This window comes from Nostoc sp. LPT, from assembly GCF_017115165.1.
GTDB lineage: Bacteria > Cyanobacteriota > Cyanobacteriia > Cyanobacteriales > Nostocaceae > Nostoc.
In genome coordinates, this window is record NZ_JABXKF010000105.1 from 32,390 (window position 1) to 45,062 (window position 12,673).

A 12,673-nucleotide genomic window follows, 5' to 3' on the forward strand; every position below is an offset into this window, starting at 1 on the left:
TAATCTGAAATTATGGTAACAATTCTAGCTCCTAGATGGCTAAATATTAAAGGAGAAAATTTTGCTTTAGTCAATAGTCAATCCATTTTGGATTTTAGTCTGATACCTGCGCCGACACCTTAAGCCGACGCACCCTCCGGATCTTGGAACAGACTTTCAGATATAAAAGTTCATGTTGAAGATGAGTTAGTCGAAAGTGTTCGGTGCGACTTGTTTAGTGTAAGGCTAGATCACAAAATGAAAATGTACTCTCAACGACTCTGTTTAGAACCGCTAGAACCGTATCATGCCGAACTGCTTTTTGATGGATTACAGAGTGCCAGTATATACGACTTTATCGAAGATGTGCCGCCACAAAGTGTTGAATCGCTCCGCGAACGCTACATGGTACTGACGCGTCGTCAATCACCAGATGGAACGGAGATTTGGTTGAATTGGGCTGTCTGGTCACTTGTAGAGAAATACTACGTTGGATACGTTCAAGCAACAATTACTCTAAATAAAAGCGCAATCGTTGCCTATGTGTTTTTCCCTAATTCATGGGGAAAAGGTTATGCACGCGAAGCTGTGACGTGTATGATTAATTATTTAGTTGAGACATACCAAATTCTGGATTTTTGTGCTTACGTTAATGTCCAAAATCATCGTTCTATTGCTTTATTGCATAACTTGGGATTTGTCAGCTCGACTTTTTTTCAAAATGTTGAGTCTAACCAAAATGAATTTAATCACGAAGTACAGTATCGAAAACAACACATAAACTAATTAAGTGGCGGCTATTTCTTGTACCAAAACGTAAGGTTGAACGATGAGAGTATTAAATCGCTTACTGCGATCGCCATTCTATTCTCCCACCTGTACTATCGTGGGTTTGGTAATCAATTGTTTATCAATCCACTGTTCCACTGATCGAATGTTATCACTGGCGATCGCTACTCCAACATCCACCAAGTCTAGCTCAAGCGCCACCAAAATTACTGCATCTCGTTGTACATGAGGAATTAACCATTCCCACTCTGCCTCATCCAAAATTTCTGTTAATTCCGCTCTTAAATCCGACATTACTTCCCAATGTTTATTTGTAAATGGCTATTTTTACATTATTCACTAGTTCCGAGTTCCTGACAAATGACCAATGACAAATGACTAAACTTCAGATTTCATTTCATCAATTTCAAATAAAGACACAATTACTCCAGCGATGGGAATAGATATAAAAACACCTAATAATCCTGCTACTCTAGCCCCTACTAGTAAAGCAAAAAATACCACTACAGGATTAAGATTCAGCGCGCCCTGCATAATTCGAGGCGCAATCAAGTTGTCTTGTATCTGCTGGAGGACAATACAAGCCATTAATACTTTTACTGCTAACCAAACACCTTGAGACAACATAAATAAAGTAACTGTGCTTACTGCTAATGTCGCGCCTATACCAGGGATTATATCAACAATTCCGATTATTATTGACAAGCTCAAAGCAAAAGGTACTTTTAATAGTACAAACACTAAGAATGTTGAAATTGTTAAAAATGCACTTAATAGTAATTGACCTCTAAAAAATCCTAAAAAAGAATTTTTTATTATATTTGTAAATCTATTGCGACGCTGTTTGGGGACTATTTTCAAAATAAAATTCCACAGGTTCTCTCCATTTAACAGCATAAAAAAAGCCACCACTGCAATCAAGATAAAAGTTACAAAGTTCGTCATAAAACCTTGTAAAATAGCTAAACTATTAACAAGAGTTGATACAGCCTGATTCCGCAATTGTTCTTCAATAAAACTTAAATCTATCTGTAAATTACGATTTTTTAACAAACCTTCTAGTCCCTCTAATAAAGGCACTAAAGAATTTAAAAATGCAGTGATACTATCGATTAATTGTTGTCCTTGAGATAAAACCGTTAAACTCACAGTAATTATCAAACCGCCTATAATCACAATACTGAGCAAGAAAACCACACCAACAGCTATACCGTGAGGCAAAAAACGCCGCAACCCTTGTACAGGATAACTGAGCAAAAAAGCTAAAATTGCCGCAAATGTAAAAATAACAATGACCGATTCAAAATAAGCTAAAAGTTGTACAATTGCCCAGCCAGAAGCAACTAAAAGCAAAAATCGAACTAATGCCAGATTATTTAGTCGCTCCCAAAAATTCTTGGCTTCAAAGCCGCTCATAATAATTTGTAATACTCGCCAAAGGCGAGAAGCAAGTTACGTAATTCGTAATTCATAATGAGGAAATTATCCACCCCGGAAGATGGATGATTTATTTGTTAGAAGTCCCTTAGTTAATTCCTAAAATGAATTGACTTTAAGATTAGATCAACCTAATAGCGATCGCTATCTCTTTAAAGCATACATCTCTTGCGTGTCTAACTCATCTTCCTAAATCATGCATTTCGTTTATTACTTTGGTACACTTTTGTGTTAACCCTTCCAATTCCTCTTTCTTAGTAGAACTGGGAGCATCAATCAAGTTACCAATTCTTACTGTAATCGGAACTGCGTGAGGTAGGGACGATCCTTTTTGTAAAATCTTCTCAGTACCCCAGACACTCACCGGCAATATTGGGGCTTTTGCTTTCGCCGCTAGTAGCAATGCGCCTCTTTTGGGGTCTGTAATTCGACCATCTGGGGTGCGAGTACCTTGCAAGAAAACACCGACAGCCCAACCATTATCGAGATATTGTAGAGCGGCACGGATGGCATTGCGATCGGTATTTCCCCGACTTACCGGGTAAGCACCATACAATCTAATCGCTTGCGCCAAAATGGGGATATTAAATAACTCTTCCTTAGCCATGTACGCCACTGGACGACGTACACAATTAGAGACAATGGGCGGATCGAAGTAACTAGCGTGATTACTCACTACTAGTAGCGGCCCTGAGTTGGGGACATTTTCCGCACCATAAATCTGGCCCCGAAAGTAAGCGTGAAGCATGGGGCTGACGACTGACCATTTAAAGGCGTGATAAAGTGCCAGACTGATCGACGGTTCGCGGTTTTTATCCACAGAAGATAATGCAAATCAAACTGAATTTAGCATACGCGATCGCAACACCCAGATCAAACGCAAAAAAGCTATATAGATGAATTGCTTCACCCATCTGGGAACACTAAATCTGGAAATCTTTAGGATTTAGCAGTATGGTTAACACTACAGTCAGTATTCCTGGATACAAGGTTAGCGAACAACTCTATAACGGTTCTCGAACAATGGTTTATCGCGGTTATCGAGAAACCGATCAAAAACCTGTAGTGATTAAATTACTGAAAAATCCTTATCCGAGTTTCAGCGAACTCTTGTCGTTTCGTAATCAATATACCATAGCTAAAAATCTCAACTCACCTCTGATAATTCAAACTTACAGCCTCCAAGCGTATCAAAATAGCTATGCATTGGTGATGGAAGATTTTGGAGGGATTTCTCTTAAAAATTATTTCACCTCTGTAGAGAGGGGATATATTACCTCTTTTCAAGAGTTTTTAGAAATTGCGATCGCACTATGCAATATCTTAGATATACTATACCGCGATCGGATTATTCATAAAGATATTAAACCTGCAAATATTTTAATTAATCCAGAAACAAAACAAGTAAAATTAATTGACTTTAGTATTGCATCTCTACTACCACGAGAAACTCAAACGCTGATCAGTCCCAATGTGTTAGAAGGGACACTCGCATATATTTCTCCAGAACAAACAGGAAGGATGAATCGGGGGATTGATTACCGCACAGATTTTTATTCTTTAGGTGTAACTTTTTATGAGTTAATCACAGGAGATTTACCCTTTAAATCAAATGATGTGATGGAGATCGTGCATTGTCATATTGCAAAACAAGCCGCTCCTTTAGAGGAATTCCAAACTCCGCAATTCATTTCAGATATCGTCAGAAAATTGATGGCGAAAAATGCTGAAGACCGCTATCAAAGTGCATTAGGACTGAAATTTGATTTAGAAAATTGTTTACGTCAGCTAAAAGAAACTGGCAGAATTGAGAGTTTTCCAATTGCCCAAAGGGATGTATGCGATCGCTTTATTATCCCCGATAAACTCTATGGACGAGAAACCGAAGTAGAAATTATACTGCAAGCATTTGAGCGAGTCAGCCTTGGTGCAACAGAAATGATGCTAGTTGCGGGTTTTTCCGGTATTGGTAAAACTGTTGTAGTTAACGAAGTTTATAAACCGATTGTCCGTCAACGCGGTTATTTTATCAAAGGGAAATTTGACCAATTTCAGAAAAATATTCCTTTTTTGGCATTTGTACAAGCGTTTCGGAATTTGATGGGGCAATTGTTAACTCTAAGCGATGCAGAAATTCAACAATGGAAAAGTAAGATTTTAGAGGCTGTAGGTGAGAACGGACAAGTAATTATTGAAGTAATTCCCGAATTATCAAGAATTATTGGTGAACAATCACCTGCTCCAGAATTATCAGGAAGTGCGGCACAAAATAGATTTAATTTATTCTTCCAAAAGTTTACCCAAGTCTTTACTAGTAAAGAACATCCATTAGTGATGTTTTTGGATGATTTGCAATGGGCAGATTCGGCATCGCTGAAATTACTACAATTGTTGATGGAACAGGCTGGACATTTATTAATCTTGGGTGCGTATCGGGATAATGAAGTATCATCGGCTCACCCGTTCATCCTAACCGTAGATGAGATCGTCAAAACTGGGGCAGTGGTCAATACCATTACGTTGCAATCGTTAAGTCTAGTTGATATGAATCAGTTGGTGGCAGATACGTTAAATTGCGATCGCTCCCTGGCTCAACCGTTGACCGAACTGGTATACCAAAAAACCAAGGGTAATCCCTTTTTTGCGACTCAGTTTCTCAAGGCACTCTATGAAGAGGAACAAATTACTTTTGACTGGGAAGTACGGCATTGGCAGTGTGATATTGCCCAAGTTAGAGCTTTAGCGATCACCGATGATGTTGTCGAGTTTATGGCACTGCAATTGCAGAAGCTGCCGACACAAACTCAGGATGTGTTGAAGTTGGCAGCTTGTATTGGAGCAGAGTTTGATTTGGCGACATTGGCGATTGTGTCCCAGCAGTTTCCTGAAGATACGGCTGCGGCACTGTGGAAAGCATTACAAGAAGGTTTAATTATTCCGAATACGGAAATCTATAAGTTTTTTATTCAGTCTGACAGTGCGTCGGTTTGTGATGCCGCAGCTAATCCAACTTATCGCTTTTTGCATGATCGTGTTCAGCAAGCAGCGTATTCTCTGATTCCAGAAGAGCAAAAGCAAATCACCCACCTCAATATTGGACGTTTGCTGCAACAAGCAACCAGTGGGAGTGAACAGGATAAGCAGATTTTTGCGATCGTTAACCACCTTAACAAGGGGATATCTCTAATTGAGGATGAGACGGAGCAACAAGAACTCGTGCAGTTAAACTTGATGGCTGGACAGAAAGCTAAGGGTGCAACAGCTTATGGAGCGGCTTTAAACTATTTCAACACGGGCATTTCTTTGTTGAGGGGCAATTGCTGGCAGAACCACTACACTCTCGCCCTCGTTCTGTATGAAGGTGCAGCTAATTCTGCTTTCCTCAGTGCTAACTTTGAACAAATGGAGCAGTTCGCTGAGGTTATACTCACTCATGCCCGCTCTTGGCTCGATCGGGTTAATGTTTATGACACGAAGATTCGGGCTTGCATGGCTCAAAACCAGCTTTTAGAAGCGTTGCAGTTGGCACGGTTCGTGCTGGAACCTCTAGGGGTGCATTTGCCAGAGCAGCCTACCCCAGCAGACATTGGGCAGGCACTCCAGCACACCCAAATCCAACTTAGTAACAGATCGATGGAATCTTTGCTGCATTTACCCGAAATGACTGCGCCGGACAAAAAAGCCGCAATGATGATTCTGTCCACCATAATGTCGCCTGCCTATCAAGCTGCCCCAAACCTGATGCCCCTGGTCGTCTTTGCCCAGTTTGATCTATCGGTGCAGTACGGAAATGCACCAGAATCGATTCATGGCTACGGTCTGTATGGGTTAATGTTGATTGCCATATTGGGTGATATTGAAGCGGGCTATTGCTTTGGACAACTGGAGATAAACCTCTTGCAACACCTTCAGTCACCCAAGCTTGCTGGTGCAGCCCTTTTTGACTTTAACTGCTTCTTCAAACACTGGAAAGAACCTGCAAAAACGTCCCTGGCAGGACTACTGCAAGCCTATGCCGGTGGATTAGAAGTTGGTGATTTCAATCTTGCAGCACTCAGCCTGCTCGTGTATGACCATAATACTTATTTTACTGGTCACGAACTGTCTTCCTTCAAGCTAGTGCTAGAAGACCATCGCAAAGTGATGCAGCAACTGCGCCAGCATACCTATCTCTACACGCAAAGTCTTTACCATCAGGTAGTCGTGAATCTGTTAGGAGCGTCAACAGAGCCAGATCAGTTGGTTGGTGAATACTGCGATGAGCGTGAAATGATTCAGCTTTACCAGAAAACGGGTGAAGTAACCGCACTGCACCAAGTTTATTTAAATAAGCTGATACTTTGCTACTTGTTCCAACACTATGAACAAGCGTTGGAAAACGCGAATAAAGCAGCTCAGTATTTGCGTGGAATGGCAGGACTGATGAGTGTTCCGCTTTTCCACTTCTACGATGCGCTAGTGCAATTAGCGCTTTATCCAGATGCCAGCGAAACAGATCAATCAAGCATTCTAGAACGGGTAGCTACCAACCTGGAAAAACTCACTGGCTGGGCAGCTTATGCACCGAGTAATCAGGCTCACCGTTGCACCTTGATTGTCGCAGAACGGTGTCGGGTCTTGGGGGCTAGAGGCGAAGCAATAGAAAACTATGATCGCGCGATCGCCCTTGCCAAGGAACACGAATACCTCAACGAAGAAGCTCTCGCCAACGAACTCGCCACAAAATTCTATCTCGAATGGGGCAAAGAACGCATTGCCAAAGATTATTTGATTGAAGCCTACTATGCTTATTCCCGGTGGGGAGCAAAAGCCAAAGTTACCAATCTAGAACAACGCTATCCCCAATTACTTCAAGTCATCCTGCAACAGCAACGACTCAACCTCAACCCTCAAGAAACTCTTGGCTTTGATGAGACTTTTTCATCTACCCGCACAAATACCACTGGCAGCACCAATATTTCCGACGTTTTAGATTTTACCTCTGCCCTGAAAGCGGCTCAAGCTATTTCCAGTTCTCTGGAATTAGATACACTCATTGCTGGTCTCACCCGGATTATCTTAGAAAACTCTGGCGCCAAAAAAGCTGTACTACTGCTTCCTCAAGAAAATACTTGGCAAGTCCGAGCAATTACCTTGATTCATCATCAGAAAATACAAACCATACTTGACCCACAATTACTAGATACTTGTCAAGATATTCCCAGAAACATTATCAATTATGTCAAACATACTCAAGAAACCATTGTTATAAATAATTGCCAAACAGATATTCCTGGGGTGATTGGGGAATATATGCTAGAGTATCAACCCAAAAGTATTTTATGCACACCAATTATTAATCAAGGGCATTTGGCAGGTATTCTCTACTTAGAAAATAAACTCACAAGCGAGGTATTTACTAACGAACGTCTGCAAGTTATCAATCTACTTTCTTCCCAAGCTGCAATCTCCCTAGAGAATGCTCGACTTTATCAACAAGCTGGGCAAGCATTACAAGATTTACAACAGGCACAATTACAAATCGTCCAAAGTGAGAAAATGTCGGCACTGGGTAACTTAGTAGCAGGGGTAGCACATGAAATGAATAATCCTTTGGGATTTATTTATGCCAGCCTTCAACAAGCTAAACCCAGCCTTGTGGATATTGTTGAGCACTTGAAACTCTATCAAGAAAGTCTCCCCAATCCAGGTGAGAAAATTATCGATCATGCCAAAGCAATAGACTTGGATTATAGCTTAGAAGACTTACCCAAGATGATTGATTCAATGGTGATGGCGTGCGATCGCCTTCACAATATTAGCACTAGTTTAAGAACATTCTCCCGCGCTGATAAAGATTATAAAGTGCAGTTTAATATCCACGAAGGTATTGACAGTACGATTTTAATTCTCAAACATCGTCTCAAAGCAAACGAACAACGCCCAGCGATTGAAGTGATAACTGATTATGGTAATTTGCCCCAGGTTGAATGTTTTCCTGGACAATTGAATCAGGTATTTATGAATATTCTGGCTAATGCCATTGATGCACTAGATGAATCAAATAGGGGACGGAGTTTTAAGGAAATTAAGGCCAATCCCAACCGAATTACAATTAAAACCTCCCTGGAAAATGAAGGCGTGAAAATTGCCATTGCTGATAATGGTCAGGGGATGACTGAATCAGTTAAACAAAAGATTTTTGACCATTTGTTTACTACAAAAGGTGTAGGTAAAGGAACAGGATTAGGACTTGCGATCGCAAAGTCTATCGTTGAAGAAACCCACAATGGCAAATTGAGTTTTAACTCTGTTTTAGGTAAGGGTACAGAATTTGTAATTGAAATTCCAGTATAATTTTTGGTTCTTTTTAGTAAATGACTTCAGATATCTGGACCTTGTAGTGCCACTGTTAGCACTACAATTTTTCCAAAATGAGAAATTTTAGCTAGCACGGTCGTTAGGGGCGTTAGCGTAGCTCACCGTAGGCATCGCAAGCACTCATAAATAATAATTCCCAATTTTAGAAAAAGCCCAATGAGGCTAAACTGCTTGGTGCTGCTGTATTTGATACTGATCCAAATTCATGATTTTTGAATAATACTGAACATTCTTTGCTCTAAATGAGCTTTGTTTTGCATAAGTGGGTTCTCCTGCGATTGCTTCGGTCCCCTGAAGGGCAAAAATTGTTCCGCCTGAAGACGATGAGTATTTTAATAGATATCGACGCTTCAGTCAAGCTGCTAACTCTCTATCCAAATATTGCTGGGGTAAAACAACAGGGTGAATGCATCTAAATATTGATGCCCTAGCTATCTAATAGGTATGTCAAAGCTTGAAACTCAAGCTCAGTGAGAAGAGCAACAGCAATACTTAGAGGCGATCAATACCGTGAAAGCACTCTCTGATGTATAAATAAAAAATCGGTAAAAAAACTTTGTCTTAGTAATATGCCAAAACAATTGAGTGATTTTCAGGTTTTCCCCAAACATGTTGGCACTTGGTCAGGTTACTGGATCAGAATGGATGCGAATGCTCAAGAAACAGAACGTTTTGAAGCAGAAATTACACAAAAGATAGTTGACAATCAATGGCTACAAACCAATACTTACCATTATGATGATGGTAAAATTGTCACTAACAATTTTGTTGGTCAAGTAATTAGTGATGATGAAATAGAAATAGAAGCGATAGATGTTCCTGCATGGGCAAATTTCACTACTATTGCACGGGAACATGGAGATAGCATTATCATTTTTAATGTCTGGAATAAAGCTACGGGTCAATTATTCGCAACGGAAATGATTAATCTGGTGAATAACGATAATAAATGTCGCACTAGCCAAAGCTTTACAGAAGATGGGAAATTGAAAGGCTTAATGTTAATAGTTGACAAGCGGATTGATAGTTGAAAAAAATGTTGTGCCGTTGAGCTTTTCGGACTGGTTGTATCTTTTTTGGACTTTGGACAAAAAAGAAGTGTTCGCGTAAACCATACCCGAATAAGCTCTTTTGTCCAAAGTCCAAATCTCTTGTGTATGATGTGAAGTAACCCAATGGGGTCTTACAGCTATAAAAAACAATTTTTGTACTTGATTTTATTCACATTTATAAGCCACTCAAAAAAGTAGCTTATAATTTTACCCAAGAACTTCAATGTCCAGTAAAAAGGTCGAAAAATTGCTTAATCAAATGGCGAGATGATTATGAAATTATCAGATTTATCAGCACAGACTCTAGAAAAAATTAAGTTAGTGAGGTGGGATAGAATTATTGAAAAACATGAAGGACCAGAAGATTGGGACTCAGTTTTTAGATATGAGGAGCCAGAATTCATTGAAATTGAAGGATGTGCAGTATTATTGCCTGTGGATAAATCACATCATCCTAATATCAGTATAATACGTTGTATCTGGAGTGCGGATAAGAATTCTGTGACATTATTCTTATCTGACACTACTTATGACGACGATCTGTTTTTTTCAGGATTTATGGCAGTATGCGATCGCCCCAAAGATGAAGAATTTTTTTTAGCAATCCTGTACCATGAATGGTTCATTATTGAAAGAGCCACTGTTTTTGAATAATTAATGTCAAGAATCAGTAATTTTTGAAAATCTAACTAAAATTAAAGAAATATCTTATTTTCAGAATTGGTCAAACAAAGTCATTGTTTACTACAAAAGGTGTGGGTAAAGGAACAGGATTAGGACTTGCGATCGCAAAGTCTATCGTTGAAGAAACCCACAATGGCAAATTGAGTTTTAACTCTGTTTTAGGTCAGGGTGCAGAATTTTTAATAGAAATGAAGTTCTAAAAAAATTAAACAGGTAAATCAGCAGCACTCTGGATGTTTTTTAATGTTAAGTCAGGGCTATTACGTTTAATCAAGCCAGTTAGGACTTTACCAGGGCCAATTTCCATTACTCGCTGGATACCGTTGGCTGGTAATTGTAAACAAATTTCTCGCCATCTTACAGAACCAGTCATTTGTTTGTTCAGGCGTTGCTTTAAAATCTCAGCATCAATAGATGGAATTGGTTCGACATTAGACAGCACCGGCACAATAGCTGGCTGAAATTCTACAGATTCTAGAATGTCTTGGAATTCCGCAGCTGCTGGTGTTATTAAATGTGAATGAAATGCTCCAGAAACTTTTAGGGGAACCGCACGCTTCGCTTTAACTTGAGTCATCACTGCTTGTACAGCCTCAGTTGTGCCTGAAATTACCACCTGAGCCGAACTATTATCATTTGCTATCACTACATCAGGGGTTTGAGAAATAACTTTTTCTAACTGTTCGCGGTCAAAGTTCATCAAAGCTGCCATCATACCATCGACGGAACTATCCATAAGTTCTGCACGACGCTTCACCAGATATAAACCAGCCGACCACTCAAAGACACCCGCTATATAAAGGGCAGTATATTCTCCTAAACTGTGACCAGCAACTAAATCTGGCTGGTATCCTCGTTCTCGAAGCAGGTCAGCAAGAATGCTTTCAACCACATAAAGACTTGGCTGAGTATACAGCGTCTGTGATAACTTCTCTTCTTGAGTTTGACAAATTTCAGTTACAGACCAGCCCAAAATATCCTCAGCTTTGGCAAGCTTGTCTTTAGCGGATGGTATATCTAGTAAATCCATTCCCATTCCCAGCGTTTGGGAACCTTGTCCGGGAAACACCCATGCAGTTTTTGTCATTTGTCAATAGTCATTTGTCATTGGTCATTTGTCATTGGTCATTTGTCATTGGTCATTAGTGAATAACAAAGGACAAATGACTAATGACATAGACGCGCCAGCGGTGAAGCAGCGCGGTCTTCTCCCAAAGGGAGAGGCTAGCGCCAAGGGGGTTTCCCCCATGAGCGACTGCTGTTAGCGCAGCGTTAGCGACGCAGGAGCATCACCCGAAGGGCTTCCCGCAGGGTAGGACAATAATTATCTTCCCCATTGAAAGATTGCCGCGCCCCAGGTAAGACCGGCACCAAAGCCGGATGTAGCAACGATGTCATTGGGTTTAATTTTACCTTGTCGTACTGCTTCATCTAAAGCTAAGGGGATGGAAGCAGCTGAGGTATTGCCATAGTGGGCGAGATTACTAATAACTTTATCTTCTGGGATATTCAAGCGTTGGGCAACGGCATCGATAATCCGCTGATTGGCTTGATGCAATATCAGCCAATCTATCTGGTCAACGCTGATGTTAGCTTGAAACAAGGCTTTATCAATTATTTCTGGCACTTTTTGCACAGCAAAGCGGTAGACTTCTTTGCCGTTCATCGTAATCGGTTGGTAAGTGCCTTTGGTGATATTTATATCAGTCAATAGTTCTTGGGAATTACCTGCATAAGCAAGGTTGAGGTAATGGTTTTGAGTACCATCACTTTTAAGGGCAAATCCTAATAAGCGATCGCTTTTGGCAGCCTGTAATACCACTGCTCCGGCGCCATCACCAAACAACACACAAGTCCGCCGATCTTCCCAATCTACCCAGCGAGACAGGATATCTGCCCCGATCAAAAGTACATTTTTGTAGATACCGGTTCTAATATATTGGGCTGCTGTAACCAAACCAAACACAAAGCCGGAGCAGGCAGCGGTCAAGTCAAAGGCTACTGCGTTGGTAGCTCCCAATTTAGCTTGGACTTGACAAGCACTACCAAATAAATCATCAGGGGTGGAAGTCGCCAGCAGAATCAGGTCTAGGTCTTCTGCTTTAATTCCCGAAGCGGCGATCGCCTGACTGCTGGCGGCAGTAGCGAGTACACTCAAGGACTCAGATGGCAGAGCTAATCGACGCTGACGAATTCCCGTTCTTGTAGCGATCCACTCATCTGATGTTTCAACTAGTTCGCTCAATGTCTGGTTGTGTAAGGAAGTTGCTGGTACTGCCGAGCCACTTCCAATAATTGCTACGCCTAAGTTTTGCACTCCTAATCTCCCAAGCTATCAGCTTTTTGTCCTTTGTCTTTTGTCCTTTGTCTTT

9 protein-coding genes and 1 pseudogene are annotated in these 12,673 nt (G+C 40.7%); 5 read left to right on the forward strand and 5 right to left on the reverse strand.

The genetic code is table 11. The annotated features are described in order from the left end of the window. The first annotated feature begins 237 nt into the window (after positions 1-237). Positions 238-765 carry a GNAT family N-acetyltransferase gene (locus HWQ58_RS19905; RefSeq protein WP_292866324.1) on the forward strand — a complete coding sequence of 176 codons (528 nt, stop codon included), beginning with the start codon at positions 238-240 and terminating at the stop codon, positions 763-765. On the opposite strand, the pseudogene HWQ58_RS19910 reads toward HWQ58_RS19905, so the two are convergent. The 3 genes and pseudogenes from HWQ58_RS19910 to HWQ58_RS19920 form a co-directional block, all read right to left on the reverse strand. Then, positions 766-1,062, reverse strand: a pseudogene (locus tag HWQ58_RS19910) (DUF2288 domain-containing protein). It lies immediately after the preceding gene. A gap of 84 nt (positions 1,063-1,146) precedes the next feature. Continuing rightward, a complete protein-coding gene (locus tag HWQ58_RS19915; protein WP_292866327.1) occupies positions 1,147-2,184 on the reverse strand; it encodes an AI-2E family transporter in 1,038 nt (345 codons plus the stop codon). Between the two features lie 202 nt (positions 2,185-2,386). Beyond that, on the reverse strand, positions 2,387-3,025 hold the full coding sequence (locus tag HWQ58_RS19920) for a lysophospholipid acyltransferase family protein (RefSeq protein ID WP_292866330.1): 639 nt from the start codon (positions 3,023-3,025) through the stop codon (positions 2,387-2,389). A gap of 134 nt (positions 3,026-3,159) precedes the next feature. Here HWQ58_RS19920 and HWQ58_RS19925 point away from each other — a divergent pair, with 134 nt between their 5' ends. The 4 genes from HWQ58_RS19925 (at position 3,160) to HWQ58_RS19940 (ending at position 10,501) form a co-directional block, all read left to right on the forward strand. Beyond that, on the forward strand, positions 3,160-8,541 hold the full coding sequence (locus HWQ58_RS19925; RefSeq protein WP_292866333.1) for an ATP-binding sensor histidine kinase: 5,382 nt from the start codon (positions 3,160-3,162) through the stop codon (positions 8,539-8,541). Between the two features lie 593 nt (positions 8,542-9,134). Then, positions 9,135-9,596, forward strand: a complete 462-nt coding sequence (locus tag HWQ58_RS19930; RefSeq protein ID WP_292866336.1) for a DUF3598 family protein — start codon at positions 9,135-9,137, stop codon at positions 9,594-9,596. 294 nt (positions 9,597-9,890) lie between these two features. Then, positions 9,891-10,271: a hypothetical protein gene (locus tag HWQ58_RS19935; RefSeq protein ID WP_292866339.1), complete on the forward strand. Its 381-nt coding sequence runs from the start codon at positions 9,891-9,893 to the stop codon at positions 10,269-10,271. An 83-nt stretch (positions 10,272-10,354) separates the two neighbouring features. Then, positions 10,355-10,501 carry an ATP-binding protein gene (locus HWQ58_RS19940; protein WP_292866342.1) on the forward strand — a complete coding sequence of 49 codons (147 nt, stop codon included), beginning with the start codon at positions 10,355-10,357 and terminating at the stop codon, positions 10,499-10,501. A gap of 5 nt (positions 10,502-10,506) precedes the next feature. Here the strand turns inward: HWQ58_RS19940 and fabD are convergent, their stop codons facing one another. Continuing rightward, positions 10,507-11,388, reverse strand: a complete 882-nt coding sequence (fabD, locus tag HWQ58_RS19945) for an ACP S-malonyltransferase (protein ID WP_292866345.1) — start codon at positions 11,386-11,388, stop codon at positions 10,507-10,509. 237 nt (positions 11,389-11,625) lie between these two features. Further along, entirely contained in the window at positions 11,626-12,618 is a 993-nt protein-coding gene (locus tag HWQ58_RS19950) for a beta-ketoacyl-ACP synthase 3 (protein WP_292866348.1), read from the reverse strand. Between the last annotated feature and the right edge of the window lie 55 nt (positions 12,619-12,673).

Excerpts from the sequence above, each read along its gene's own strand:
- HWQ58_RS19935 (WP_292866339.1), top strand. The coding sequence starts at position 9,891 with ATGAAATTATCAGATTTATCAGCACAGACTCTAGAAAAAATTAAGTTA.
- HWQ58_RS19915 (WP_292866327.1), bottom strand. The coding sequence starts at position 2,184 with ATGAGCGGCTTTGAAGCCAAGAATTTTTGGGAGCGACTAAATAATCTG.
- HWQ58_RS19905 (WP_292866324.1), top strand. The coding sequence starts at position 238 with ATGAAAATGTACTCTCAACGACTCTGTTTAGAACCGCTAGAACCGTAT.
- HWQ58_RS19930 (WP_292866336.1), top strand. The coding sequence starts at position 9,135 with ATGCCAAAACAATTGAGTGATTTTCAGGTTTTCCCCAAACATGTTGGC.
- HWQ58_RS19925 (WP_292866333.1), top strand. The coding sequence starts at position 3,160 with ATGGTTAACACTACAGTCAGTATTCCTGGATACAAGGTTAGCGAACAA.
- fabD (WP_292866345.1), bottom strand. The coding sequence starts at position 11,388 with ATGACAAAAACTGCATGGGTGTTTCCCGGACAAGGTTCCCAAACGCTG.